The organism is Kitasatospora sp. NPDC036755 (assembly GCF_040636595.1).
Taxonomy (GTDB): Bacteria; Actinomycetota; Actinomycetes; order Streptomycetales; family Streptomycetaceae; genus Kitasatospora.
The window spans coordinates 1-24,785 of the sequence record NZ_JBEZUT010000111.1 but is presented as its reverse complement, the minus strand read 5'-3'; the positions used below and the strand labels follow the sequence as shown (position 1 = coordinate 24,785).

The 24,785-nt window shown below is 75.4% G+C and carries 22 protein-coding genes, 1 tRNA gene and 2 pseudogenes; 16 read left to right on the top strand and 9 right to left on the bottom strand.

Going from position 1 to position 24,785, the window contains the following annotated elements; translation table 11 throughout:
• From AB0E96_RS18535 to AB0E96_RS18495, 9 genes and pseudogenes are all read left to right on the top strand, one after another.
• Window positions 1-889: pseudogene (locus AB0E96_RS18535) on the top strand (hypothetical protein); the annotation flags it as partial.
• Between the two features lie 308 nt (window positions 890-1,197).
• Window positions 1,198-2,409 (top strand): DNA polymerase III subunit delta', encoded by a 1,212-nt coding sequence (locus AB0E96_RS18530; protein ID WP_359824696.1) that lies wholly within the window; start codon window positions 1,198-1,200, stop codon window positions 2,407-2,409.
• 337 nt (window positions 2,410-2,746) lie between these two features.
• Window positions 2,747-3,934 carry a hypothetical protein gene (locus AB0E96_RS18525; RefSeq protein WP_359824691.1) on the top strand — a complete coding sequence of 396 codons (1,188 nt, stop codon included), beginning with the start codon at window positions 2,747-2,749 and terminating at the stop codon, window positions 3,932-3,934.
• Between the two features lie 181 nt (window positions 3,935-4,115).
• On the top strand, window positions 4,116-5,840 hold the full coding sequence (locus AB0E96_RS18520) for an alpha/beta hydrolase (RefSeq protein WP_359824689.1): 1,725 nt from the start codon (window positions 4,116-4,118) through the stop codon (window positions 5,838-5,840).
• A 119-nt stretch (window positions 5,841-5,959) separates the two neighbouring features.
• Complete coding sequence (leuE, locus tag AB0E96_RS18515; RefSeq protein WP_359824686.1) at window positions 5,960-6,610, top strand: leucine efflux protein LeuE; 651 nt, start codon at window positions 5,960-5,962, stop codon at window positions 6,608-6,610.
• Between the two features lie 81 nt (window positions 6,611-6,691).
• Window positions 6,692-6,765 (top strand) — tRNA-Thr (locus tag AB0E96_RS18510).
• A gap of 242 nt (window positions 6,766-7,007) precedes the next feature.
• Entirely contained in the window at window positions 7,008-7,391 is a 384-nt protein-coding gene (locus AB0E96_RS18505; RefSeq protein ID WP_359824684.1) for a hypothetical protein, read from the top strand.
• A gap of 50 nt (window positions 7,392-7,441) precedes the next feature.
• Window positions 7,442-8,368, top strand: a complete 927-nt coding sequence (locus tag AB0E96_RS18500; RefSeq protein ID WP_359824682.1) for an ABC transporter ATP-binding protein — start codon at window positions 7,442-7,444, stop codon at window positions 8,366-8,368.
• On the top strand, window positions 8,365-10,038 hold the full coding sequence (locus AB0E96_RS18495) for a hypothetical protein (RefSeq protein WP_359824680.1): 1,674 nt from the start codon (window positions 8,365-8,367) through the stop codon (window positions 10,036-10,038). Before AB0E96_RS18500 ends, AB0E96_RS18495 begins: the two co-directional genes overlap by 4 nt.
• A gap of 118 nt (window positions 10,039-10,156) precedes the next feature.
• On the opposite strand, the gene AB0E96_RS18490 is transcribed toward AB0E96_RS18495, so the two are convergent.
• The 3 genes from AB0E96_RS18490 to AB0E96_RS18480 all read right to left on the bottom strand — a co-directional run bounded on the left by AB0E96_RS18490 (window position 10,157) and on the right by AB0E96_RS18480 (window position 12,088).
• The gene (locus AB0E96_RS18490) at window positions 10,157-10,729 is read right to left on the bottom strand and encodes a TrmH family RNA methyltransferase (RefSeq protein WP_359824677.1); all 573 of its coding nucleotides are present in this window, start codon (window positions 10,727-10,729) and stop codon (window positions 10,157-10,159) included.
• Window positions 10,726-11,370: a methyltransferase gene (locus AB0E96_RS18485; RefSeq protein WP_359824675.1), complete on the bottom strand. Its 645-nt coding sequence runs from the start codon at window positions 11,368-11,370 to the stop codon at window positions 10,726-10,728. Before AB0E96_RS18485 ends, AB0E96_RS18490 begins: the two co-directional genes overlap by 4 nt.
• Before the next feature lie 223 nt (window positions 11,371-11,593).
• Entirely contained in the window at window positions 11,594-12,088 is a 495-nt protein-coding gene (locus tag AB0E96_RS18480; RefSeq protein WP_359824673.1) for a carboxymuconolactone decarboxylase family protein, read from the bottom strand.
• A 213-nt stretch (window positions 12,089-12,301) separates the two neighbouring features.
• Between AB0E96_RS18480 and AB0E96_RS18475 the strand changes: the two genes are divergently transcribed.
• Window positions 12,302-12,502: a hypothetical protein gene (locus tag AB0E96_RS18475; RefSeq protein WP_359824670.1), complete on the top strand. Its 201-nt coding sequence runs from the start codon at window positions 12,302-12,304 to the stop codon at window positions 12,500-12,502.
• Between the two features lie 89 nt (window positions 12,503-12,591).
• Here the strand turns inward: AB0E96_RS18475 and AB0E96_RS18470 are convergent, their stop codons facing one another.
• Window positions 12,592-15,324, bottom strand: a complete 2,733-nt coding sequence (locus AB0E96_RS18470) for a lysylphosphatidylglycerol synthase transmembrane domain-containing protein (protein ID WP_359824667.1) — start codon at window positions 15,322-15,324, stop codon at window positions 12,592-12,594.
• Window positions 15,325-15,768: 444 nt separating this feature from the next.
• Here AB0E96_RS18470 and AB0E96_RS18465 point away from each other — a divergent pair, with 444 nt between their 5' ends.
• The 3 genes from AB0E96_RS18465 (at window position 15,769) to AB0E96_RS18455 (ending at window position 17,685) form a co-directional block, all read left to right on the top strand.
• Entirely contained in the window at window positions 15,769-16,035 is a 267-nt protein-coding gene (locus AB0E96_RS18465; RefSeq protein ID WP_359824665.1) for a UBP-type zinc finger domain-containing protein, read from the top strand.
• A 141-nt stretch (window positions 16,036-16,176) separates the two neighbouring features.
• Window positions 16,177-16,449 carry a hypothetical protein gene (locus AB0E96_RS18460; RefSeq protein ID WP_359824663.1) on the top strand — a complete coding sequence of 91 codons (273 nt, stop codon included), beginning with the start codon at window positions 16,177-16,179 and terminating at the stop codon, window positions 16,447-16,449.
• A gap of 207 nt (window positions 16,450-16,656) precedes the next feature.
• Window positions 16,657-17,685, top strand: a complete 1,029-nt coding sequence (locus AB0E96_RS18455) for a sigma-70 family RNA polymerase sigma factor (protein ID WP_359824660.1) — start codon at window positions 16,657-16,659, stop codon at window positions 17,683-17,685.
• A 57-nt stretch (window positions 17,686-17,742) separates the two neighbouring features.
• On the opposite strand, the pseudogene AB0E96_RS18450 reads toward AB0E96_RS18455, so the two are convergent.
• Window positions 17,743-17,910 (bottom strand): annotated as a pseudogene (locus tag AB0E96_RS18450) (hypothetical protein); the annotation flags it as partial.
• A 111-nt stretch (window positions 17,911-18,021) separates the two neighbouring features.
• Here AB0E96_RS18450 and AB0E96_RS18445 point away from each other — a divergent pair.
• Window positions 18,022-18,522, top strand: coding sequence for an NUDIX hydrolase (locus tag AB0E96_RS18445; protein ID WP_359824657.1), 501 nt, complete (start codon window positions 18,022-18,024; stop codon window positions 18,520-18,522).
• A gap of 130 nt (window positions 18,523-18,652) precedes the next feature.
• Here the strand turns inward: AB0E96_RS18445 and AB0E96_RS18440 are convergent, their stop codons facing one another.
• From AB0E96_RS18440 to AB0E96_RS18425, 4 genes are all read right to left on the bottom strand, one after another.
• Complete coding sequence (locus AB0E96_RS18440; RefSeq protein WP_359824654.1) at window positions 18,653-19,414, bottom strand: Clp protease N-terminal domain-containing protein; 762 nt, start codon at window positions 19,412-19,414, stop codon at window positions 18,653-18,655.
• Window positions 19,415-19,491: 77 nt separating this feature from the next.
• Window positions 19,492-20,235, bottom strand: a complete 744-nt coding sequence (locus AB0E96_RS18435) for a tyrosine-protein phosphatase (RefSeq protein WP_359824651.1) — start codon at window positions 20,233-20,235, stop codon at window positions 19,492-19,494.
• A gap of 190 nt (window positions 20,236-20,425) precedes the next feature.
• Window positions 20,426-21,160: a VC0807 family protein gene (locus AB0E96_RS18430; protein WP_359824649.1), complete on the bottom strand. Its 735-nt coding sequence runs from the start codon at window positions 21,158-21,160 to the stop codon at window positions 20,426-20,428.
• Window positions 21,161-21,359: 199 nt separating this feature from the next.
• Entirely contained in the window at window positions 21,360-22,061 is a 702-nt protein-coding gene (locus tag AB0E96_RS18425) for a hypothetical protein (RefSeq protein ID WP_359824647.1), read from the bottom strand.
• A gap of 569 nt (window positions 22,062-22,630) precedes the next feature.
• Here AB0E96_RS18425 and AB0E96_RS18420 point away from each other — a divergent pair.
• Together AB0E96_RS18420 and AB0E96_RS18415 are read left to right on the top strand one after the other, a co-directional pair.
• Complete coding sequence (locus AB0E96_RS18420; RefSeq protein WP_359824694.1) at window positions 22,631-23,398, top strand: RNA polymerase sigma factor; 768 nt, start codon at window positions 22,631-22,633, stop codon at window positions 23,396-23,398.
• Window positions 23,395-24,525 (top strand): hypothetical protein, encoded by a 1,131-nt coding sequence (locus tag AB0E96_RS18415; RefSeq protein ID WP_359824645.1) that lies wholly within the window; start codon window positions 23,395-23,397, stop codon window positions 24,523-24,525. Before AB0E96_RS18420 ends, AB0E96_RS18415 begins: the two co-directional genes overlap by 4 nt.
• Window positions 24,526-24,785: the final 260 nt, after the last annotated feature.

Below are 24,785 nucleotides of genomic sequence, written 5' to 3'. Positions count from 1 at the left end.
GGCGGCCGCGGCTGCGGCGGCGGAGTCGGCGGAGGGCCGGGCCGAGGGACGGCCGGGTTCGGAGCCGGGCTCGGGCGCGGGCTCGAAGGGTTCGGGGCCCGGGGAGTCGGCCGCGGAGACGACCACGGAGCTGCGGGCGGTCCGGGACGTCCCGACCGACGCGTCGCAGGGTTCTCCGCGGACCTCGCCGGGGGCTCCCTCGGGGGCCGCGTCGGGCGGGCTCGGGGACGAGGCGACGCGCGAGTTGTCGTTGCGGGACCGGCAGGCGGCCGTCCGGGCGGCGGAGGCCGTCGAGGCGCGCAAGGCCGCCGAGGCCGAGGCTCAGGCCCGCCGGGCCGCCGGCGGTGCCGCGGGTGCGGTCGACGAGACCGCCAGGCTGCCGGTGGTACCGGCCTCGGCGGTGGACGAGACGGCCGTGCTGCCGAAGGTCCCGGCGGAGGACGACCGGACCGCGGTGCTGCCGCGGATCGACCCGGGCCGCGTCGAGGGCCGCGGCGAAGGCCGTCCCGAGGGCCGTACCGGCGGGAGCCGGCCGGCGCAGGGGCCGCGACGCGCGGAACCGGTGGACAGCACCCGCGAGCTCCCGGTGATCGGCGCGGAGCCGACGGCCGAGTCGCAGGCGCCGTCGCAGCCGCAGGCCCCGGCGGGTGCCGAGCGGTCGCGGCCGGAGTGGGCCGAGGAGACGCCGCTGGACGACCTGCCGAGCCTCACCGACACCCTGCTCGGCTCGCACGACGAGTGGGCGCGCCTGGAGCGCGGCGGCCCGGGCCAGAGCGCCCCGTACGGCGGCCCGCAGGGCGCCCCGACGGAGCGGCCCGAGAGCCGTGGGGACGCCCCGGACGCGGGCAACGGCAAGGGCAAGGGCCGTCGCTGGGGCCGCCGGGGCTGACCGGACGGCTGTGCGCGGCGCCGTCGGGGCTCGATCCCCGGCGGCGCCGTCGCGTTCGCGGCCGTCGCGCCGCCGTTGCCCCGCGCGCTGCCGTTGCCCCGCGCGCTGCCGTTGCCCCGCGCGCTGCCGTTGCCCCGCGCGCTGCCGTGCCTCGCGTGTCGCCGTTCTGTGTGTCGTCGTGGCCCGTGCGGGGCCGGCCTCCCGTCCGCCGTGACCCGGACGGAGCAGTGGGTGTCGGAGCGGAGACGTATGCTCGACGGCGGGGAAGAGGCGCCACGGGCGCTGCCGTACGGAGCTTGGGAGCAGCAGTGGCCGTCTGGGACGACCTAGTGGGCCAGGACCGGGTGGTCGAGCAGCTGACCGCCGCCGCCCGGGCGGCCGGGGCGACGGTCGAGGCCGGCCGCGGAGCCGCCCCGGTCGAGGGCGCGAACGCCTCCCTGATGACGCACGCCTGGCTGTTCACCGGCCCGCCCGGCGCCGGGCAGGTCACCGCCGCGCGTTCCTTCGCCGCCGCCCTCCAGTGCACCAGCCCCGATCTCGCGCTCGGCGGAACGCCCGGCTGCGGGTTCTGCGACGGCTGCCACACCGTGCTGGCCGGCAGCCACGCCGACGTCAAGTACGTCCGGACCGACGGCCTCTCCATCGGCGTCGGCGACATGCGCGACCTGGTCATGCGCGCCTCCAGCTACCCGACCGGCGGCCGCTGGTCGGTGATCCTGGTGGACGCCGCCCACAGGCTCACCGAGGCCGCCGCGAACGCGCTGCTCAAGGGCGTGGAGGAGCCCTCCCCGCGCACCGTCTGGCTGCTCTGCGCCCCCTCCGTCCAGGACGTGCTGCCGACCATCCGCTCGCGCTGCCGCCTGCTGGTGCTGCGCACCCCGGCGGCCGAGGCGGTCGCCGACACCCTGGTCCGGCGCGACGGCGTCGACCCGGAGACCGCCCGGCTCGCCGCGCTCGCCGGTCAGGGCGACATCGAGCGCTCGCGCCGCCTCGCCGTCGACGAGCAGGCCCGGACGCGCCGCACGGAGGTGCTGCGCATCCCGCTGGAGGTCGGCGACATCGGCGGCTGCCTGACCGCCGCCCAGCGCCTGGTCGACACCGCCAAGGCCGACGCCGAGGCGCTCGCCGAGACCCAGGACGCCAAGGAGACCGACGACCTCAAGGCGGCCTACGGCGCCGCCGAGGGCAGCAAGGCGCCACGCGGCATGGCGGGCGCGGTCAAGGAGCTGGAGAAGCGGCAGAAGAGCCGGGCCACCCGCACCCGTCGGGAGACGCTCGGCGTCGCCCTGCTCGACCTGCTCGGCTTCTACCGGGACGTGCTCGCCATCCAGCTCGGCTCCACCGGCGCGCTCGCCAACGAGGACCAGCGGCAGGCGCTGAACCGGGTGGCCCAGGCCGGGCCGGCCGAGAGCACGTTGCGCCGGATCGAGGCGGTGCTGGCCTGCCGCCGGGCGCTGGACCGCAACGTGGACCCGCTGCTCGCGGTCGAGGCGATGACGGTGGCCCTGCGCGCGGGCTGAGCACCGGACCGGGGCCGCGGTTGGGTGTGCCGTTCCGCTGCCCCGGGGGCCGCTCGCGTGCCCTGGAGGCCGCTCACGTGCGTTGAGGCCCGCTCACCTGCTGAGGCCCGTTCACCTGCGTTGAGGCCCGCTCACCGCCGGTGGTATCCGTACGCCTCCCGGAGGCGGTGCGCCGTCCCACCTTCGAGTGAACGAGCGACACTCGCCGGGCACACCGTCGTGTGACCGTCCGCCGGTTGTGCACGCTGGGGGCCGACTGCGCCCGCTGCCGGGGCGGTCGCCTCCCGCACGCGCCGGTTCCGGTTCGGCGCGGCCCCCTCCAGAGGTGGTGCGTCCCGTGGTTCGTTCGCTCCTCGTCATCCCCCTGCTCGCCGCCGCTCTCGGTGGGATCTGGCTGGCCCGGGGTGCCCAACAGCGCTGGCGCGACCTGCGCGCCGCCGAGACCTACGAGCTGGCCGGAGACCGCTGGCCGATGCTGCTGCGGGCGGCCGGGGCGATGGTCTGCGGGGTGTGCGTGACCGCGCTGACGGTGCTCACCGCGCTCGGCGCCTTCGGCGGCCTCGGCCGTGGAGCCCAGGAGCCGGACCGGGTGGACCCGGTCGTGGACGCGGCGGGCGCGGGGCCGGGCAGCGGGACGGGCACGGCTGAGGGAGCGGTGGCCCGGCAACAGGCGGCGCCCCCCGTGGCCGCCGATCCGGCCGGTGCCACGGCCGCCGCCGCTGCGGCCGTCGGAGCCGCCTCGGCGCCCGCGGCCCCCGCCGTGGCCAGCCGCTTCGACAGCGTCGGCCACCCCGGCGGCGGCGAGCTCCTCCAGTCCGCCGTGCTCGGCCCCGACGGCCACCCCCGCAACGTCCGGGTCTGGCTCCCGCCGCAGTACGCCAAGGAGCCGAACGCCCACTTCCCGGTCGTCGTGATGCACGCGGCCGCGCCGCAGAAGACCGCCGACGCCGAGGTCCCGGACGTCTTCGAGGGCATCGGCTCGGCCCTCCAGACCGGCAAGACCCACCCGTTCATCCTGGTCGCCCCCGAGGCGCCGAACGGCACCGCGCACCCCTGCGAACTGGTCGCCGCCGCCCCGGCCGCCGTCGCCGACGACGCGGCGCTGCGCACCACCATCGCGGCCACCTTCCGCACCCTGCCACCCGGCCCGGCCTCCTGGGGCGCGCTCGGCGTCGAGGGCGGGGCGCCCTGCGCGGCCGCCGCCGGACTGGCCAGACCCGACCTGTACGGCGCCGCCGCGGCGGTCTCCGGCCGCTATGACGCCACCGCCCTCACCCAGACCGGCGCCGAAGCCCCGGCGGGCAGCGCGGCCAAGTTGCTGCTGGCCGCCGCCAAGGCCGACTCCGCCGGGCTGGACGCGGCCCGCAAGCTCCAGTCCGCGCTGAAGGCCGGCCCCGGCGCGGCGGCCAGGGCAGAGGTGCGGATCTCGGACAACGTGCAGGACTTCACCCCCGACCGGGAGCGGCTGCGGCTGGTCCGGCAGGCCGCGCAGTTCCTGGCCGAGGCGCTGGCGAGGGCGTCCTGAGCGCGGGTCAGGCGGCGCTACGCTGCCCGGTACCCCGGGGCGGGTGCCGGGCAGCGGCGTTGTTCCCGGGGGCTCCACGAGGGGTTCCACGGGCTGTTCCACGGCTGGGGCACGGCTATTCATGGCTGGTCCACGGCTGGCACGGCTGGTCCATGGCTGGTCGACTGCGGAGAGGTGGCGGATGAGGGTCTTCGGGCGGACACGGGTGCGGGTACGGCCACGGGTGCGGGCACGGTCACGGGCGCAGGTGCGGCGGCGGGCGTTGGCGGCGGCACTGGTCGTGGTCGGGCTGCTGGCGGGCGGGTGCGGCTCCGGTCGGTCCGGGGCGCCGGCGGCGCCTTCCGCGGACGCGGCCGGTTCCGGCTCGCCGTCCGCCCCGGTGGTCCCGGGACAGACGGCGGCCCCGGGACAGACGGCGGCCCCGGCGGCCGGGGCGACCCCGCTGGAGCCGCTGCCCGCCGTCGTCCCGGCCGCGCTCGCGCCGTACTACGCGCAGCGACTGGCCTGGCAGCCCTGCGACAACGGGTTCGAGTGCACCACGTTCCGGGTGCCGCTGGACTACGACCACCCGGGGAGCAGCGACCTCACCCTGGCGGCCGCCCGCGCGGCGGCATCGCCTGCCTCCCCCTCCGCCACCGCGCCGTCCGCCTCCCCGGTCACGCGGCTCGGCTCCCTGCTGCTCAACCCGGGCGGGCCCGGCGGCTCGGCGATCGAGTACCTGGAGGCCGCCGCCGGGACGTACGACCACGGGGTGCGGGCCCGGTACGACCTGGTCGGCCTCGACCCGCGCGGGGTGGGCCGCAGCAACCCCGTCAGCTGCCTGAGCGGCGACCGGATGGACGCCTACACCACCGTCGGCCTGACCCCCGGTGACCAGCACGGCATCGACGCGCTGATCGCCGCCGACAAGGAGTTCGCGGCGGGGTGCCACCAGCAGGCCGGGGCGGCGCTCGGCCACCTCAGCACCGTCGAGGGCGCCCGCGACATGGACGTGCTGCGCGCCCTGCTCGGCGACGAGAGGCTCAACTTCGTCGGCAAGTCCTACGGCACCTTCCTCGGCGCCACCTACGCCGGGCTGTTCCCGAGCCGGGTCGGGCGGCTGGTGCTGGACGGCGCGATGGACCCGTCGCTCGACTCCGTCACCGGCAACCGCACCCAGGCGGGCGGTTTCGAGACGGCCTGGGCCGCCTTCGCCAAGGACTGCGCCGCCCGCGAGGACTGCCCGCTGGGCCGCACCGAGCAGCAGGTCGGCGACCGGCTCACCGCCCTGCTCGCGGGTGTCCGCGGCACCCCGCTGCCCACCACCACGGGCGGCCGCCGGCTCACCGGGTCCCAGGCGACCACCGGCGTCATCCAGGCCATGTACGCCGACTTCCTGTGGCCGCGGCTGCGCACCGCGCTCGCCGACGCCGAGGCCGGCGACGGCACCGGGCTGCTGAAGCTGTCCGACGACTACTACGGGCGCGAGGCGGACGGCTCGTACCCCAACCTGATGTTCGCCAACACCGCGGTGAACTGCCTCGACCTGCCCGCCCCGTTCCGCGGACCGGAGGACGTCCAGCGGGCGGTGCCGGAGTTCGAGCGGGTCTCCCCGCACTTCGGGCGCGACATGGCCTGGATGGCCCTGGCCTGCACCTACTGGCCGGTCCGGGCCACCGGCGCGGCGCACACCATCCGGGCCGCCGGCGCCGCCCCGATCGTCGTCATCGGCACCACCCGCGACCCGGCCACCCCGTACGCCTGGGCCCAGTCGCTGGCCGGCCAGCTGGAGTCCGGCCGACTGCTGACCTTCGACGGCGACGGCCACACCGCGTACGGCCGGCACAGCACCTGCGTGGACGGAGCGGTGAACCGCTTCCTGCTGACCGGGGAGGCCCCTGAGCAGGGCAAGCGCTGCGACCGGTAGCGCCGGGGCGCCGGGGCTCCGGCGTCGGCCGTCCGACAGGTGGTTTGCACTTCAACCGATCACCGGTGCGACGTTACGATGAGCGCCCCCTGTCACCCTCCCCCGCACCGGAGCTCATCGTGCTCGGAGTCAACGACCTGGCGACGTATGTCCTCGGCGCCCTCGTCATCGTCCTCCTGCCCGGCCCCAACTCCCTGTACGTCCTGTCCGTCGCGGCCCGCAAGGGCATCCGCACCGGCTACCGGGCCGCGGCCGGCGTCTTCGTCGGCGACCTCACCCTGATCAGCCTCACCTCGCTGGGCGCGGCCTCCCTGCTCAAGGCCAACCCGGCCGTCTTCGCCGTGGTCAAGTTCGGCGGCGCCGCCTACCTCCTCTGGCTCGGCTACGGCATGCTCCGCGCCGCCCGCCAGCTCTGGCGCGAACACCGGGCCGCCGCCGACCCCACCGTCGAACCGGCCCCCGAGTCCGCCGAGAACCCCTTCCGCCGCGCCCTGGTGGTCAGCCTCCTCAACCCGAAGGCCATCCTCTTCCTGCTCTCCTTCTTCACCCAGTTCGTCGACCCCTCCTACGGCCAGCCCGTCCTCTCCTTCGCCCTTCTCGGCGGCATCCTCCAGGCCTTCAGCTTCCTCTACCTCTCCCTCCTGATCTTCGCGGGCACCACCCTCGCCACCGCCTTCCGCCGCCGCAAGCGCCTCTCCGCCACCCTCACCAGCGGCGTCGCCGTCCTCTTCGCGGGCTTCGCCGCCAAACTCGCCGTCTCCTCCGCCTGACCCCCGGCCCCGGATACCGGGTACGGATCACCCGCGAACCTGTGTAGACTGGCCCGCGTTGCCGCCACACACGGCAACGGCGCCGCCTTAGCTCAGTTGGCCAGAGCAACGCACTCGTAATGCGTAGGTCGCGGGTTCGAATCCCGCAGGCGGCTCAGTGTGAAAGGCCCAGGCCGGATCCAATCCGGCCTGGGCCTTTTTGCGTGCCGTGGGCGGGGCCGGGCGTGGTGGGCGAGCGGGCGGATTCGGCGGGGAAACCGCCTCTTTGGTCATGCGGGATATCTGCCGAACGGCAGATGGCAGGGGGCTGGGGATCGGTCAGGCTTGCGGCGTGCTCAGGGGGCCGGGGGTGTGCGGCCCGAGAGGTGCGTTCGATTCCAGCCGTAAGGAGGGCGTGGTGGACCGACGCTCGAAGTCCGTACCCGCGTTGTTCGGCCTCGTCGTGGCCGTTCTCGTTCCGCTCGTCGGGTGTGCCAATGCCGTGGACGCCGCGCCGGAGGACAAGACCTTCGCGTTCGCGGGGGAGAAGTTGGACGTGAAGTCGCACGGTGCTCCGGCCGATCTCGTCGCGGCGGACCGGCCGGACGTCAAGGTCACCCGCTGGTTCGACACGAGCGGCAAGGTCGGCGGTGTCAAGGAGTCCTGGACGCTGGCGGACGGGGTCCTGGAACTGCGGGCGGGGTGTTCGGGGCTCGCCAACTGCGACACGAAGTACCGGGTCGAGGTGCCCAGGGGCGTCGCGGTCCTGCGGGACGGACGCGAGACGGAGCTCAAGGGGTGAGGGAGACGAGGGGGACGAGGGGGACGAGTCGTGTCGGAGAAGGGGCGGGCATGCTCGAACTGATCGACGTCACCAAGGAGTACAGGGGTGGCAAGCGGGCCGTCGACGGCGTCACGATGCGCCTCGGCCCGGGGATGGTGGGGCTGCTGGGGCCGAACGGTGCGGGGAAGTCGTCGTTGATGCGGATCGTGGCGACGGTGACCCGGCCCACGAGTGGGCAGGTGCGGTACGAGGGCGTCGACGTGGTGGCGGATCCGGACCGGCTGCGTCGGCAACTCGGTTACCTGCCGCAGGACTTCGGGGTCTACCCGAACCTGACCTCGCGGGAGTTCCTGTCCTACCTGGCCGCCGCCAAGGGGATCGGTGCCCGCTCGGCCCGGGCCCGGATCGACGAGTTGATCCAGCTGGTCAACCTGACCGAGGCGGTCAAGCGCCCGCTCGGCGCGTACTCGGGCGGCATGCTGCGCAGGGTGGGCATCGCGCAGGCCCTGCTGGCCGACCCCAGGGTGATCGTGGTCGACGAGCCGACTGCCGGGCTGGACCCGGAGGAGCGGGTGCGCTTCCGCAACCTGCTGAGCGAGCTCGCGGCGGACCGGGTCGTGATGCTCTCGACCCACATCGTCTCCGACGTCGAGTCGGTCGCCTCCGACATCGCCGTGGTCGCGCACGGCCGGCTGCTGCGCCGGGGGGCGCCCGACGAGCTGCTCCGGGAGATCGACGGGCAGGTGTGGGAGGCGGTGGTCCCCCCGGCGGACCTCCTGGAGGTGCAGGCCCGCCACGTGGTCAGCCGGATGGTGCGGACGGGGAACGGGGTGCGGGTGCGGCTGCTCGCCGACGCGAGGCCCCGGCCGGACGCCGTCCCGGTGGCGCCGGACCTGGAGGACGCCTATCTGGGTGTCATCCACCGCTCGGGGGAGCGAAGCGGCGGTGTCCACCCGGCCGGGCACTCGGCCGGCCGGCGGGAGGTGCGGCGATGAGCGTGGGGGCGAGGGCGACGGCGCGGGGGCGGGCATCGGGGCGGGTGTCGCTGTTCGCGGGGCTGGCGGTCGGCGACTTCCGCGACCGGGTGCGCCGGCCGGTGTACGCGGTGACGCTGCTCGCCGCGGTCGGGCTCGGCTACCTGGCCGTACCGGACGCCGGCGGGCACTGGACGATCATGGACGTGGGCGGCAACCGGGGGGTCTACAACAGCGCCTACGTCGGCGCGGTCACCGCGCTGGCCGGCGCGCTCTGGCTCACCTTCGGCGGCTTCTACGTGGTGCGCGGCGGCATCGCGCGGGACGAGAGGAGCGGGGTCGGCCAGGTCCTCGCCGCCACCCCGCTGCGCACCTCCCACTACCTCCTGGCCAAGTTCCTGAGCAACCTGCTGGTGCTCGCCTCCATGGTCGGCGTGCTGGCCGTCACCGCGCTGTTGATGCAGTTCGCCCGCGGCGAGGACCGTTCGCTCGACCCGATGGCGCTGCTGCAGCCGTTCCTGCTGCTCTCGCTGCCCTTGATGGCGATCACCGCGGCGGCGGCGCTGCTGTTCGAGACGGTGCCGCTGCTGCGGGGCGGCTTCGGGAACGTCGTCTGGTTCGTGGTGGCCATGGTGATCGCGATCGGCGGGCAGTCGGCCTCCGCGCCGCTGGACGGTCTCGGAGTGAACCCGGTCGCGCGGTCGATGGGCGTGGCGCTGGAGGCCCAGCACGGGACGGTCGACCCGGGCGGCTTCAGCCTCGGCCTGACCAAGGTCGACAAGCCGCTGGGCACCTTCGTCTGGAGCGGTTTCGACCCGTCCTCCGGCTACGTCCTCGGCCGGCTGGCGCTGTTCCTGGCGGCGTTCGTGGTGGCGCTGCTGCCGACCCTGTGGTTCGGCAGGTTCGATCCCGCCCGCGGGTCGGGTGGTACGGCCGCCCCGGTTCGGGCCGCCGTCGATACGGCGGGCGCGCCGTCCGTGCACGACGGCGCGGAGCCCGCGGGGGCCCGGTGGGCGACCGCACCGGGCGCCCTGCCGCGGACCGAGCCGCGGACCGAGCCGGGGATCGAGTCGCGGCGGGCCGGGGCGTTCGGACGGCTGCTGGCGGGCGAGGTCCGCATCCTGGTGCAGGGCGTGTCCCGCTGGTGGTGGCTGGTCGCCGCGGGGCTGACGGTGGCCGGGTTCGCGATGCCGCTGAACGTCGTCACCGGCCTGCTGCTGCCGCTGTCGTGGCTGTGGCCGGTCCTGCTCTGGTCCAGGCTCGGCAGCCAGCAGGTCGAGAACGGTCTGGAGGTACTGCTCGGGTCCTACCCGTCGGCCCGGCGCCGGCTGCTGGCCGAATGGGCGTCCGGGCTGGTGCTCACCTCGGTGACGGGCCTCGCCCCGCTGATACGCATGCTGGTGGCGGGGGACGGTGCGGGGGCGGCGAGTTGGCTCGGTGGCGCGTTGTTCGTTCCCTCGCTGGCCATGGCGCTCGGCGTGGTGAGCCGGAGCCACCGGCTCTTCCAGGCGGTCTACCTGCCGCTCTGGTGGATCCTCGTCAACAACGTCGCCGCCGTCGACTTCATGGGGGCGGTGCGGGTGAACGGCAGTCCGGCCGGGCCGGGGCCGCTGCTGGTCGGGGCGCTGTCCGCGGTCATGCTCGCGGTGGTGTTCCTGGTCGGCGCCGCCCGACGGAACGTCAAGGGCTGAGCCGGAAAGGGAGAGACATGGGCCGGGCGGGGGCGGGTCGGAGGCCGACGGAAGCCGGGAGCCCGGGCCGTCGGTGGACGACCCGGGCTCCCCCGTGCTGTGGGGTGCGGCGCGTCTCCTACTCGTCGTCGCCGAGGTCGCCCGCGAGGTCGCCGTCCGGGGTGCCGTTGATCGCGTAGCCTTGCCGGCGCGCCTCGTAGCAGGCCACGGTCGCGGCCGCCGAGACGTTCAGCGAGCCGACCCGGCCCAGCTGCGGCACGAACACCACCTGGTCGCAGAGTGCCAGGGCCTCGGGGGTGATCCCGCGGTCCTCGTGTCCGAGCACGAAGGCCACCGCCGGGGTCAGCTCGGCCGCGAACATCGGCACCGCTTCGTCCGCCAGCTCCAGGCCGACGACCTTGTAACCGTCCGCCTTGGCCGCCGCGACGGCCTCGGCGATGGTCGGGAAGTGCTCCACCTTCAGGTACTTGTCGGTGCCCATCGCGGCCTTCTGGGCGCCGGACGAGCGCACCGACGGGGTGTCCCCGACCAGGTAGAGCTTCTCGGCGCCCATCGCCGCGCCGGTGCGGACCACCGAGCCGACGTTGAACGGCGACTGGAGGTTCTCCAGGATCATCGCGAGCCGGAACTCGTTGCTGCGCCGCCAGGAGCGGTGCAGACGCTTCAGTTCGGTCCCGCGCAGCTGCTTCACGTCGTCGTACCTCGTCCACTCTCGGAGCCCTCGCCCACCTCGGGGCGGGGCCGCGCTTCCAGGATCCGTACCCCGTTGACCGACGTGACCCGAGTGGTCGGGTAGCCCTGCTCGTTCAGCCACTTCTGGAGCGAGTCCGAGCCCAGGTGCTTCTGCACCACCAGGAACGCCGAGCCGTCCGGGGTCAGCCGGTCGAGCCAGTGCGTGAGCAGGCGGCGCAGCGCGGCCTTGCCGATCCGGATCGGCGGGTTGGAGTAGATGGTGGCGAAGCGGACGTCCTCGGGGACGTCGTCGGGCAGGGCCGCCTGGACGTTGCCGAGCCCCAGCGACTCGGCGTTCAGCCGGACCAGCTCCAGGGCGCGCTCGTTGACGTCCACCGCCCAGACCGGGAGGCGCTTGCGGCGGCTCGCCCAGGTCAGGGCGATCGGGCCGTAGCCGCAGCCGATGTCCAGGATCGGGCCGCGCACCCGCGGCTGCGGGGCGTGCTCCAGCAGGATCCGGGTGCACGGGTCGAGCCGGCTGCGGGAGAACACTCCGGTGTCGGTGGTCAGTTCCAGGGTGAGGTCCGGCAGGGAGACCGTGATCGGCCGACGGTCGCTGGCGACCTCGGGTGCACCGGTGAAGTAGTGCGAGCCGGACATGATTTCCCCGTCGTTCGTATGGGCCTCGGGGCCACCGGGTGGGTGTGGGTCAGCCCTTCGTACGGCACCGATCGTACCCCCGGTGGCCCGCAGGGCGTTCCGGCCGCCGTGCCGTCCGCAGCTCCGGCCGCCGTTCCGTACAGCCGTCCGTACAGCCGTCCGGGCAGCGGTCCGGGCAGCGGCCGGGACATCGACCCCGACATCGGCCGGGACGGCTGCGCGGTCAGACGGTGCCGGGGTTCTTGCGGGTGGCCACGTTGATGCGGTTCCAGGCGTTGATGGTGAAACAGACCGAGATCAGCTGCGCCAGCTCGGCCTCCGCGAAGTGCGCGGCGGCCCGGTCGTAGACCGCGTCGGAGACGCCGCCGCCGATCCGGGTGATCTCCTCGGCCAGCGCCAGGGCGGCCCGCTCGCGCTCGGTGTACACCCCGGCCGGGGCCTCCGGCCAGACCGGCAGCAGGTAGATCCGCTCGTCGGTCTCGCCGGCCTTGCGGGCGTCCTTGGCGTGCATGTCCAGGCAGTACGCGCAGCCGTTCAGCTGGGAGGTGCGCATCTGGACGAGCTCGACCAGGGCCGGGTCCAGGCCCTCGCGGGCGGCGGCGTCCAGGGCGATCATCGCGCGGAACACCTTGGGGACGGTGCGGGCGTAGTCGAGGCGGGCGGTGGCCTCGGCGGCCTCGGTGTGCGGGGCGGTCCGGGTGCTCTCGTTCGTCGTCATGACAACGACCCTAGGTGGGGAATGAACCCTCATCCTGGGTCATTGAACGGCCATTTTCATGGGTCAATCCGGCCGGTCGGACAGGGGTGGCCGCAGGAGCCCCGGCAACACGCCGGAGCGGCGTCGGCACTTCGCGTCCGGGTGCCGGGCGGCGGATACTGCCAGTACGCCAGCCGGGCCCGTGAAGGCCTCCGAACAGTGAGGACGGATGCCATGCCGCAGGAACAGCACGAGGAATACCTGATCGAGGAGAGCGCCGAGACCGTCGAGCCCGACGAGAAGGCACCCGAGGGCGACACGTACGACGAGGTGGCCGAACGCCGGGCCCTCGGTGCGGATCAGGCGACCGACGTCGCGGACGTCGTGGAACAGACCCGGGCGGTCCGCCACGACGAGGAGGAGTACCGGGAGTAGCCGGGCGGGAACCGGAGGCCACCCACTGCCGCCGCGGCCCGGCCGCCCAGCCCGCCGGGCCCGGCCGATGGCCCACCCGCCGGGCCCGGCTACAGGGCCCGGCGGCGTTGCAGCCAGACGAAGGCCGCCCAGCCGGGCAGCACCGGCAGGATCAGCGTCAGCAGGCGGTACAGCGCCACCGCGGCCAGTGCGCCGCCCCGCTCCATCGACGCGGTCTGCTGGAGCAGTGTCAGCAGCATCCCGTCCACCGCGCCGGCCCCGCCCGGGGTCGGCGCCGCGCTGCCCACCGCGTTGCCCACCAGGAACACCACCGCGACCGAGGCGAAGGACGGCTCCTTGCCGATCGCCCGGGCGCAGCAGTACAGGCAGGCGATCAGGCAGATCGACACCAGCAGCTGCCCGGTGACGCCCACCGCCAGCCGGGCCGGGCTGCGCAGCAGGTCCAGCAGTCGCGGCAGCACCTCGGCGGTCAGCGGACGCAGCCGGGTCGCCAGCCACCGCCGGGCCACCGGGATCGCCGACACCACCGCCAGCAGCGCCGCGGCCCCCGCCAGCCCGCCGGCCACCGCGGGCAGCGCGTCCAGCTCGGAGCCGCCCGGCTCGAAACCCAGCAGGTAGACGAAGGCCCCCAGCTGCAGCAGGTGCAGCACCAGGCCGATCAGCGTCCCCACCCCGACGCTGGACAGCGCCTGCGCGGTGGGGATGCCGGCCTGCTGCAACAGGCGGGTGTTCAGCGCGACCCCGCCGACGCCGCCGGGCGACACCAGCTTCACGAACGACCCGGCCACCTGCGCCAGCACCGCGTTGCGGAAGTCCAGCCGCTCCGGTACGAAGCCGACGAAGCCCATGGCCGCCGCGACGTGGCTGGTCGCCGCCGCGGCCAGTGCCAGCAGCAGCCACCAGGGGTCGGCGTCCGCGAGTGCGGAGACCGGGTTGTCCTCCGTCGCGAACAGCTGCGGGATCAGCAGCCAGCCGGCCACCACCCCGCCCACGACGACCAGCAGGGTCCGTGGCCGGAGCCGTTCCAGCCGCACCGGTCGGCCGACCACCTGCGGGCGGGTGCGCAGGACCTCCGCGCGGATCTCGTCGAGCAGGCCGCCGGGGGCTGGGGCGTCGTGCGGAGGGTCCGGCTCGGTGGTGGAGGCGGTGCCGGCGGTAACAGTGCCGGCGGTAGCGGTGACGGCGGGGGAGGGGGCGTTGGGGGAGGGGGCGGCCGACCGGGGAACCACCGAGGCGGCCGGCCCGCTCTCGCTCCCGGCTGCGCCGTCGGTGCCGCCCGCCCCGCCGCCGGCCCGGGCGGGGGAGTGCTTCGCGTGCCGCTTGAGGGCACGGCGGGTGGTGTGGGTGAGGGCGATGGGCTGAAGCAGGGGGAGGGCGGCGCCGACGGGGTCCGGGCCGAGGACGGCGGTGGCCGTACGGACGGAGCGGGCGGCGCCGGCGCGGAGGGCGAGGGTGGTGAGGAGCTGGGCGAGGTCGCAGAGCAGCACGAGTTCGGTGGCGGCGATGTCGCCGTCGGCGAAGCCGACCAGGTGCACCGCGCCCGAGTCGTCGACCAGCAGGGAGGAGGGGACGAGGGCGCGGTGGGCGATCTCGCGGCGCTGGAGCAGGGCGAGCTGCTGCCAGGCGTCGGTGAGCAGCTCGTCGGTGATCTCCTCGTCGGCGAGTTCGTCGAGGGTGCGCCCGGCGATCCGCTCGTACGCGATGAGGGCCGTGTCCTGGCCGAGCCCGGCGGTGGCGGCGATGCGGCGGGTGCGGACGCCGGCCGCGAGGGCCGCGTACGTGACCAGGGCCTCGTGTTCCAGCCCGGTGCGCGGGGAGCGCAGGACGCGCGGGTCGGGGGCGGTGCGCAGGCGCAGCCGGCGCCAGGCGCGCTGGACGGCGGCGGCGGTGACGGCCTGCCGGTCGAGCAGCTGGACGTCGAGTTCGGGGCGGCCGTCGGCCTGCCGGACCCGGTAGCGGTCGGGGCCCGCCGGCTGCGCCTCGACCGGGCGCAGGCCGCTGTCGCGCAGGGTGCGCAGGATCTCGCCGGGCCGGGGGCGGGGGTCGGGGGTGCCGACCGCGTACAGCGTGCCGTGGGCGCCGGTCCAGCCGATCAGCAGCCCGAGCAGGAGCGCGGTGGGGGTGGCGTACCCGCTGGTCAGTCCGGCGAGACCGGAGAGGGTGAGGACGGTCCAGGGCAGGCGGCGTTCCCGGCTGCCGGAGGCGGTCATGAAGGCGAGCACCGGCGCGAGGTAGCCGTAGACGGGCTCGGTGTGCCCGAGTCCGCCGCCGGGCAGCGGCTGGGTGAGCGCGCTGAGCAGCGAGACCGGGGCGAGGCCGTCGGCCCAGAGGTCCAGGCCGAGGGTGGCACCGTACGCGAGGACGGCGGCGAGCAGCCCGTCGGAGACCTGCTGGACGGCGCGCCGCCGGTCCGGGCCCAGCAGCCGGCGGAGGGAGAGGCCGACCGGCAGCAGCAGGACGGCGGCGGTGGTGAGTCCGCCGGCCAGGCTCGCCAGCGGGCGTGGCACCAGCGCGGCCGCCTCGGCGACGTCGGCGGCGATGCCGCCGGTGGTGGCGCGGGCGTAGTCGGCGAGCAGCAGGCAGAGGGCGATGGTGAACAGGCCGCCGAGCATCCGGATCAGGGCGACGGGCTGCCGGACCCGGTCGGTGGCGGGCAGCGGGCGGGCCCGGAACCGGCCGGGGCCGGCCTGTTCGGGTATCCGGGCGGTGGCCGTCCCGGCGCCGCCGTCGGCCGGCACCGTGCCGCTGTCCCGCTGCGCGGGCGCACCGCCGGGGTCGCCCCCGCCGGTGTCGTCGTTCGTTCTCCCCGTCACGATCGCCACGAGTGGCATGCTCCCATGCCGCCCGTGGGTGCGGAGCGGGGATTCCCCGGCCCCGGTAGGACGTGGCCGAAGAGAGCCCCTGGGCCCGCCGGGTCGGCAGGGTGACCAGGTGGCGCGGGTTGACGTGCCGGGGCGGCCGGCGGCGTACCCGAGGAGGTCGGCGGAGACGTCCTCGGCCCCGAGCGCCGAAACGAGGACGGCGTCGGACCCGCCGCCGAGCCGTGTGCGCGGCGCCGGGTCGTCGGTGTGCCCGCCGAACCCGCGTCGTGGGCGGGGGACGGCCGGCTGCGCCGGGGCGAACTGGCTTTGCGCGGCCGGGACTTCCCGTGGCCCCGGGCGGACCGGCCACCGGCCGTCCCCCGGCGCCCCGACGGGCCGGCCCGCCCGCCGGGGCGGCAGCGTCCTGAGCAGGCGCCGCGCGCCCGACCGGCATAGCCTTCAGGCATGAGCGCCTGCGAAGACCTCGCTCTGGCCCCTCGGACCATCGAGGCCCGCCCGCCCGCCGACGGCTGCGCCGACTGCCTGGCGCAGGGCCGCCGGGACTGGGTGCACCTGCGGATCTGTCTGGACTGCGGCCACATCGGCTGCTGCGACTTCTCGCCGCAGCGGCACGCGACCGCGCACTTCCACAACACCTCCCACCCGGTGATCCGCTCCTACGAGCCGGGGGAGGACTGGCGTTGGTGCTTCGTCCACGAGGTCATGGGCTGAGGCGGTGCTCATGTGCGCCTCCCGTGCTTCCCGCAGTGGCACGGGGCCTCGACCCGGGTAAAATCCGGACATAACGCTACGCCTGTGCGGCCCCTCCGGACGGCATCCGTCCGGCCGGTGGCCGACGAAGGGAGGCCGACGATGACCAGGCGAATCCCCGGCAGCGCCGCCAGGTTCCGCCAGGGCGCCGAGGAACTGCTGGAGCGCCGGGGCATGGCGAGCCCGCCCACCCGGCTCGCCCCGAAGCCGAGCGCCGGCGCGACGTCCCACGCCGCCGCCGGAGGCGGCCTGGGCGAGGCCTTCCGCCACGGCGGGAGGGACGCGCCGGGCGCGACGATGCGCACGGCCCCGGCGATGCACGCCGAGCTCAAGGGGCACCGGCACCGAGGCGCGGAGAAGCACTCCGCCCACTGAGGCGCGGCGCACCGCGGGGCGGGCGCCCGGGGGCGCCTTCGAGCGCCCGCCCTTCTCTGACGTGCGCTCAAAGGCGTTTCCGGGGCTCCCGGAAGCGGCTGGGGGGCTCCCGGGGCCGCTGTCAGTGGCGTGCGCTACGTTCGTCCCGCTCATCAGGGCACACGCACAGGCACAGGCACACGGCAGGACGACGGGGGCGGGCGCACCATGGCCGACGTGATCACGGAGGAGCCGGTCGAGCTCCAGCTGGAGCGGTACCGCACCGAGCTGACCGGCTACTGCTACCGCATGCTCGGCTCGGTCTTCGAGGCCGAGGACGCGGTGCAGGAGACGATGGTTCGCGCCTGGCGCGGGCACCGGGGCTTCGAGGGGCGGGCCGCGCTGCGCTCCTGGCTGTACCGAATAGCCACCAACGTCTGCCTGGACGCGCTGAACGGCCGCAACAGCCGGGCCCGGCCGATGGACCTCGCGGGCCCGGTCACGGTGGCCACGGCGCACGGCACCCAGCTGCCCGAGGTGACGTGGGTCGGACCGGCGCCGGACGGCCGGGTGCTGCCCGAGTCGGGGGACCCGGCCGACGTGGCGGCCCAGCGGGAGTCGGTGAAGCTGGCCTTCGTCGCCGTGCTCCAGCGCCTCGCGCCCCGGCAGCGGGCGGTGCTGATCCTGCGCGAGGTGCTCGGCTGGAAGGCCGCGGAGGTGGCCGAACTGCTCGGCGTCACCGTGGCGTCGGTCAACAGCGCGCTCCAGCGCGCCCGGGCGGTGCTCGCCACCGACCCCTCGGCGACCCGGCCGGCCCCCGAGCTGGACGAGGACCACCGCGCGCTGCTGGACCGCTACGTCCGCGCCTTCGAGGCCTACGACATGGAGGGTCTCACCGCGCTGCTGCACGAGGACGTCACGCTCAACATGCCGCCGTTCGCGATGTGGCTGCGCGGGCAGGACGAGATCCGTGACTGGATGCTGGGCCCCGGGCACGCCTGCCGCGGTTCCCGGCTGCTCCCGGTGACGGCCAACGGCGGCCGGGCCTTCGGCCAGTACCGTCCGAGTCCGGCGGGCGGGCACGAGCCGTGGTCACTGATCGTGCTGGAGGTGTCTCAGGGGCGGATCACCACGCTCACCAACTTCCTGGACACCGACGTGCTGTTCCCGCTCTTCGGCCTCCCGCCCCGGCTGCCGGCCGAGCCCGCGGCGCCCGCCGGGGGCTCCGTGGGCCTGGTGGAGCCCGTCGCCGAGTAGCTCCGCGAGGTCCAGGGGGTCGGTCGCGCCGGGGAGCAGTGCCGAGAGGCCGCTGAACGCCAGCAGTTCGCGCAGCGGGCCGCCGGCGTTCAGCAGCACCACGGCCACCCCGTGCCGCGAGGCGGCCAGTCGCAGCCGGGCGAGCGCGTCGACGACGGCCAGGTCGGGGGCGGTGAGCGCCCCCAGGTCGCAGGTCAGTACGGGGCTTTCCGGTGTGGTCTCCATGGTGTCCATGGCGGGTAGGACCGCCGGGGCGGCTCCGACTCATCGGTCCGCCGGCGGAGCCGGGTGGCAGAGTGGGGGCGACCGAACCCACCTGCCCCCCGGAGGACCGCCGTGTCGGCCGAGCCCGTTGAGCCCCTGAAGTCCCGCGAGGAATGGCTGGCCTCCCTGCCCCGGATCTACGCGGCGGCGGGCTGCCTGCTGCGGGACGAGTCCGGCCGGATCCTGATCGTGAAGGCCGGGTACCGCGAGCACTGGCAGTTCCCGGGCGGCACGATCGACCTCGGCGAGGGCCCGGTCGAGTGCGCCGCGCGGGAGTTGGTGGAGGAGACCGGAATCGTCCGGGAGGCGGGCGAGCTGCTGGCGATCTCCTGGACCCACGCCTCGGCCGAACTCGACCACCCCGCCCAGCACTTCATGTTCGACTTCGGTACCGTCCCGGACGGCACCCCCGTGACCGTCCCGGCCGGTGAACTGGACGACTACCGCTGGGCGTCGATCGAGGACGCCCTGGTCCTGCTGGGGCCGGCCCGTTCGGCGCGGCTGCGGGCGGCGCTGGAGGCGGCGGAGGACGGCCGGGTCCGGATCGTCACCACCCACGTCTCCGGGTTCTGAGCGGAAGTGCCGCACGCCGGCCGGGAGTTCCGTCCGGCGTGCGGCGCAGCGGAGCGGGGCAGGTCGGGACGGGACGGCGTCGACCGGGGCCCGGGTCGGCGCCGACACCGGCACTTCGCCGCTCCGCACCTCACCCTTCCGGCTCGGACTCCGGGTTCCGGGCGGCGATGATGGCGGCGATCGCCTCCGAGACGAAGGCCTCCGTCTCGGACTTGTCCACCTTGAGCCCGGCCAGCACGCCCTGGCCGTTCTCCAGCTCCAGCAGCGCGAGCAGGATGTGCTCGGTGCCGACGTAGTTGTGTCCGAGCTTGAGCGCCTCCCGGAAGGTCAGCTCCACCGCCTTCTTGCCCTGGGCGTCGTACGGGATCAGCGCGGGCACCGTCTGCTCGACGGCGTCCGGCAGCGCGGCGGTGGCGGCCCGGCGGACGGCCTCCGGGGTGACGCCCTGGGCGGCGAGGGCCTTGACCGCGATGCCCTCGGGCTCGGCGAGCAGGCCGAGCAGCAGGTGCACGTCGGTGATCTCGGCGTTGCCCGCCTTCCTGGCTTCCTCCTGCGAGGCCACCACGACCTTGCGGGCCCGGGGCGTGAACCGGCTGAAGCCCTGGCTGGGGTCGAGGTCGTTGGGGGTGCCCGGGTCCTTGGGGACGAAGCGCTTCTGGGCGGCCTGCTTGCTGACGCCCATGCTGCGGCCGATGTCGGTCCAGGAGGCGCCGGAGCGGCGGGCCTGGTCGACGAAGTGGCCGATGAGGTGGTCGGCGAGGTCGCCGAGGTGGTCGGCGGCGATGACCGCGTCGGAGAGCTGGTCGAGCGCGTCGGTGTGGACCTTCTTGATCGCGGCGATCAGGTCGTCGAGGCGCAGCGGAGTGGTGTTGGGAACAACGGGATTCTCCATGCGTCAACCGTAGGTTGTCGATCCGAGGATCGTCAACCATCGGTTGACGCCAGTTGTGGGTGTGGTTTCCGGCAGCCTCAGGCGTCCGGCAGCAGCCGCTCCCGGACGGCGGCGACCCGCTCGGGCGCGACGCCCGCCGCGAGCAGGTAGTCGACCGGCTCGAACCCGTCGAGCGCGGACGCCAGGGCGGCCTCGGCGGTGGTCCCGGCCTCGGCGAGCACCGCGTCGATCCGGCGGTACGGATCCGGCAGGCCCAGCATCCCGTACAGCGGACGGATGTTGGGGGTGCTGAGCAGGTAGTCCTCGGCGATCGCGGCCCGGTCGACCCCGGCCAGGGCGAGCAGCAGCAGGGCGGCCAGGCCGGTGCGGTCACGGCCGGCGCCGCAGTGCACCACCACGCCCCCGGGGCGGGCGCCGGCGATCGCGGAGACCAGCGCGGCGGCGGCGTGCGGGCAGTGGTCCAGGTACGGGCGGAGCGCGAGCGGGGTGCCGTCCAGCCGCCCGTGGGCCTCCCACCAGCCGGGGCCGGCGAGCTCGTCCAGCGGGACGCGGATCAGCTCGACGTCGGCGGGGAGCGGGAGGAGCGGCCGGTACTCCTCGGCGTTGCGCAGGTCGACCACCGTGCGGACGCCGTGGTCGAGGAGGGCGTCCCAGCCCTCGGCGGTGAGACGGTCCAGGTTGTCCGCCCGGACGACGGCGCCGCGGGCGGTGGGCCGGCCGGAGGCGGTGGGCAGCCCGCCGAGGTCGCGGACGTTCAGGCAGCCGTCCCAGACGAGGGTGCGGTCCTCGGTGCTGCGCGGCGCGTGCGTCGTCCGGTTCATGGGGCTCCCCGTTTCCTCGACGGGGGCCCGTTACCCCCTCGTTATGAACGACTCCCGGGACATCCGGATGGTTCCTCGCTGTTCGAGCCGTCGGCACCGGCCGTTCAGGGAGCGGGAAGGCCGCGGACCCGGGGGCGGGGCCACCGGGTGCGGGGGAGGGAGGGCCGTCGGTCCGCAGCGGACCGGACGGTCAGGCGGCCGTCGGGGCCTCGGTCTCGGTGCGGACCAGCCGCTCGATCGGCTCGACCGCGATCTGGCCGAGCATCGAACCGCCCGCGATCGCGCCGATCAGGAAGACGGTGGACAGCCAGGCCATGGTCGACACCGGCAGGGTGAAGGCGCCGACCACCCGGGCCGTGCACTCGGCCAGCAGCGCGGTGCCCCAGATGCCCGAGAAGAGGCGCTCGTGGCGGCGGAAGGCCCGTGACCCGGCGGCGCGGCCCTCGACCAGCCGCTGCCAGGCGGCGGCGCGCTCCCGCCGGCCCTTGGTCATGAAGGGCATCAGCACCGGGGTCATCACCGGCCGTCCGATCAGCGCGGAGACCAGGATCGCCAGCGCCACGGTGCCGCTCAGCCCGCCGTCCTTGGCGATCATCAGCCGGGCGTCGCCGGTGACGAAGGTCAGCGCCAGGCCCGCCAGGTTGACGGCCAGCATCAGCGAGGCCCACAGGTTGAGCCGGCGCTCGGTCAGCAGGCCGAGGACGGTCCGGGCGGCGGGGAAGGCGCTGCTCCAGGCCAGCGCGGCGAACTCGCTCAGGCCGAAGGCCGAGTGCAGCAGGTAGTAGCCGGCCAGCGGGGCGACCACGTCGAGGGCGAGCGGGCGGAGCCCGGAGACCAGCGGGTCGGACGCCTCGGCGTGGGCGGCGACCGGCTCGGTGGCGGTGGTGGTGGCGCGGGCGGCGGTGACACTGACGGTCTGGCTCACGGTGGTTTCCTCCCCGGCTGGTGGCCGCGGGCCGCTGCCCGCGTCGTGCCTCCAGTCTTTCCGCCGGGCCTCCGCCGGAGCAGTGCCGTCCGTTGCGTCATCCGCGTGACAGCTGTCATGGTGCGGGCCGTGACACTAGCCCTGACCTGCGGTTTTCTGCTCCTCGGCGGATGGGGTCGCCAACCCCCGGAGCGGGCCGCTACCCCTCGACGGGGAAGGTCCACAGCTCGCGGCCCAGCGTGTCCAGGCAGCGGACGGTGCCGAAGCGCTCGTCCCCGGCGGACAGGAAGCCCCGTGCGACCCCCGCCAGGACCGTCCGGGCGACGCCGTCGCCCCGGGTCCAGGCCCCGGTCAGCACCAGGGCCTTGTCGGCCAGCTCGGCGCGCTGCACCCGGGCCACCGCGGCGGTCAGCAGTACGGCGTTGACCGCTTCCAGCTCGCCGGGCAGGAGGTAGGCCTCCCCGGTGGGGGCGCGGTCCGCTTCGGCCCGGCGCCGCAGCTCGGGCAGGCCGTAGTGGCGGACGGCGGCGACGGCGTCGTCCAGCGGAAGCTGCCAGCGCGGCCCGGGCAGCACCTCCCACCAGACGTCCTCGCCGACCGGCAGCACCTCGCCGATCCGGGCCCGCCAGGCCTCGATGCCGTAGGGGGTGCGCGGGTCGGGCCGGTGACCGGGGAGGTCCGCGAGGGTCCAGTCGGAGCGGCGGACGACGCTGAGGTCGAAGGTGAAGGACACCCGGTCGGCGGCGGGGCGCTCGGCCAGGCCGAGCAGCAGCCAGTGGGTCCCGTCCGGCAGGTTGAAGGTCCGGCGCCACCCGCGGAAGCCCAGGGCGCGCAGGGCGGGTGCGAGGTGCTCGCGCAGGCCCTTGGCGTGGAGCTCGTGGAGCTCGGGGGCGGTCGTCATCGCGGTTGTTCCTCGCTGGTCGTGCTGCTGCTGGTCGTGCTGTCCGGTGCCGTCTGCCCGGCCGGTGCCGTGCTGCTGGTCTCGTGCTGCCTCTGTCGTGACGCCCGGTGGCCCGCGCCGCCGGGGCCGTGACGTCCGGTGGCCCGTGCCGCCGGTGGTGGTTCCCCGTCGGCGCCGGTCCGTGGCGGGGAGGGCCCGAACCGGGGGGCGTACGACCGGGGCCTGCGAGGGTCGTGCGTGCGCCCTCGAAACGACCGGGTCATGGCGGCGGGCCGGGTGCGTCGGTGCCCGGTGCCCGGGTGCGTCGGCGGCCCGGACTGCTTCGCCTACCGACAACGTAGGTCGGGAGGGGCCGTTCGGGCCGTGGGCGAACGACAGCAGTCCTCGGGACCTTGGCCCCGGCCGGTCCGGTCGTTCGGCCGGGGCCGAAGTGTTCGCCCGGATGGCGCATCATGTGGCGGGTGCAGAGTGCAGAGCGCCCCGGAGCGGGCACCGACGGCGCCGTCGGCCGGTCCGGACCAGTCCCACCCGAAGGCCGGACAGCGGGCCCGGACCCCGTTCCCCCTGACCTGACCGAAGCGGTCCGGGCCGCGCAGGCCGGGGACGAGGAGGCGTTCCGGCTGCTGTTCCGGACCGTCCAGCCGGGCCTGCTGCGTTACCTGCGGGTCCTGGTCGGCGGCCGGCCGGAGGACGCGCAGGACGCCGAGGACATCGCCTCCGAGACCTGGCTGCAGATCGCCCGCGACCTGCGCGGCTTCTCCGGCGACGGGGACGGCTTCCGGGGCTGGGCCGCCACCGTCGCCCGCCACCGGGCCCTCGACCACCTGCGCGCCCGTCGCCGCCGTCCGGTCGCCGACCTGCCCTTCGACCAGCTGGTCGAGCTGGCGGGCGGGGAGGACACGGCGCGGTCGGCGCTCACCACGGTCGGCACCGCGGACGCGCTGGCCCTGATCTCCCGGCTGCCGCGCGACCAGGCCGAGGCCGTGCTGCTGCGGGTGGTCATGGGACTGGACGCGGAGAGCGCCGCCCGGGTGCTCGGCAAACGGGCGGGCAGCGTCCGGATGGCCGCCCACCGCGGTTTGCGGCGGCTGGCCAAGCTGGTCGAGCCGCTGGCGTCCGGAGGCGGTATCCCGGCGGCCCGGGGCGCCGGAGCGGCGGCGGGGGGCGGAACGACGGCCGGGGGCGGGGCCGGAACGGCGGCCGGAACCGGGACCGGAACAGCGGCTGGAACGAGCGCGGGTGAGGCCGCCGGGCGACCCGCGGGGAAAGCCGCGAAAAAAAGTTCTCCGCAGGGTGTGACAGAACGCCGGGCCGCGACGCTGAAGGACATGAGATGAGCACCAACCGATCCCGTCGGGTCGACCGTGATGCCGCCGAGCAGCTGCTCGGTGGTGCCGTGGGCGGTCCGCCGGCCGGGCAGGACGCCTCGCTCACCGGACCGGACGGCGGTCCCGGGCAGCTCGCCCGGGTGCTCGCCGCGGCCGCCGCCCCCGCGACGGCCGAGGAACTGGCCGGGGAGGAGGCCGCCCTGACCGCGTTCCGGGAGGCGCGTCTCGCGCCCGACCCGACAGTGACCCCCGTCCGGAGACGATCGATGGCAACCGCCGCGCTGGCCAGGGCCTTCAGCACGAAGGCCACTGCCGTCGTGCTCGGCGCCACCGCGCTGTGCGGGGTCGCCGTCGCCGCCGGCACCGGCAACCTGCCGTCCGCCCTGGGCGGCGGCCCGCCCGGACCGGAGCGCAGGCTCGGGGGCCAGGACACGGCCGGCGGTCCCGCGCCGGGCTCGTCCGCCGCCGACCCGTCCGTCGGCGCGGCCCCGTCCGGTGCCGTGGCGTCCGGTTCCGCCCGCCCGTCCGGCAGTGCCTCCGCCGGACCGCAGGTGGTCGTCCCGTCCGACCCCGCGACGCCCGGCACCCCCTCGGCCGAGGGCCGCGGTGGCCGTTCGGCCGTCCCGTCCGGGCTGGCCGGCCTCTGCGCCGGCTTCGCCGACCGCACGGCCAAGGGCGACCGTCCGAGCAGGGTGGCCGGCGAGCCGCTGTACGGCCCGCTGGTCCTGGCGGCCGGCGGTGCGGACCGGGTGGCGGACTACTGCCGGGCCGCGACCGGCAACCAGGACGGCGACCAGGACGGCGATCACCAGGGCGGCACCGGCCCGAACCGGGACCCGGGCCGCGGTGGCGGCGCGTCCGGCTCAGGAACCGGCTCCGGTAGCGGCGCCGGGGCGAACGCCGGATCCGGCCGGGGCAACTCCGGCGGTGGCGGGCCCGGTGGCGGCGGTGGCAACGCGAGCGGCAAGGAGAGCGGCAACGCGAGCGGCAACGCCAACGGCGGCGGCAGCGGCGAGGACAACGGCGGCGGGAGCAGACCGGGCAAGCCCGGGGTGACCGTCCCGCCCGTACCGACCGTCCCCGACGCGCAGGACGGCCGACCGAGCAGGCCCGACCGGAACGGCAACGAGCAGTAGGCCGGGAAGGCCCCCCCCAGAACTCCGGGTGGGCGGCGAGCGACTCCCCCCGGGCTCGCCGCCCACCCGGAACGGCACCACCGCAGGAACGGCACCACCGCAGGAACAGCAGGAAGCAGTACCACCCGAAGACCCCGGGTGGCCGGTCGGCTCCCCCGTGCCCACCGGCCTGTGTAGGCGAACGTGATCGTGTCACCCGCCTGGTGGGCGGTGGCCGGGTCGGCCTTCTTCGCGATGGTCAGCGCGGGGCGGGAATCGTG

Coding starts and splice junctions, on each gene's coding strand:
- AB0E96_RS18435 (WP_359824651.1), bottom strand. CDS start 20,235: ATGAACCGGACGACGCACGCGCCGCGCAGCACCGAGGACCGCACCCTC.
- AB0E96_RS18425 (WP_359824647.1), bottom strand. CDS start 22,061: ATGACGACCGCCCCCGAGCTCCACGAGCTCCACGCCAAGGGCCTGCGC.
- AB0E96_RS18460 (WP_359824663.1), top strand. CDS start 16,177: ATGACCAGGCGAATCCCCGGCAGCGCCGCCAGGTTCCGCCAGGGCGCC.
- AB0E96_RS18455 (WP_359824660.1), top strand. CDS start 16,657: ATGGCCGACGTGATCACGGAGGAGCCGGTCGAGCTCCAGCTGGAGCGG.
- AB0E96_RS18495 (WP_359824680.1), top strand. CDS start 8,365: ATGAGCGTGGGGGCGAGGGCGACGGCGCGGGGGCGGGCATCGGGGCGG.
- AB0E96_RS18465 (WP_359824665.1), top strand. CDS start 15,769: ATGAGCGCCTGCGAAGACCTCGCTCTGGCCCCTCGGACCATCGAGGCC.
- AB0E96_RS18520 (WP_359824689.1), top strand. CDS start 4,116: ATGAGGGTCTTCGGGCGGACACGGGTGCGGGTACGGCCACGGGTGCGG.
- AB0E96_RS18480 (WP_359824673.1), bottom strand. CDS start 12,088: ATGACGACGAACGAGAGCACCCGGACCGCCCCGCACACCGAGGCCGCC.
- AB0E96_RS18485 (WP_359824675.1), bottom strand. CDS start 11,370: ATGTCCGGCTCGCACTACTTCACCGGTGCACCCGAGGTCGCCAGCGAC.
- AB0E96_RS18440 (WP_359824654.1), bottom strand. CDS start 19,414: ATGGAGAATCCCGTTGTTCCCAACACCACTCCGCTGCGCCTCGACGAC.
- AB0E96_RS18475 (WP_359824670.1), top strand. CDS start 12,302: ATGCCGCAGGAACAGCACGAGGAATACCTGATCGAGGAGAGCGCCGAG.
- AB0E96_RS18415 (WP_359824645.1), top strand. CDS start 23,395: ATGAGCACCAACCGATCCCGTCGGGTCGACCGTGATGCCGCCGAGCAG.
- AB0E96_RS18500 (WP_359824682.1), top strand. CDS start 7,442: ATGCTCGAACTGATCGACGTCACCAAGGAGTACAGGGGTGGCAAGCGG.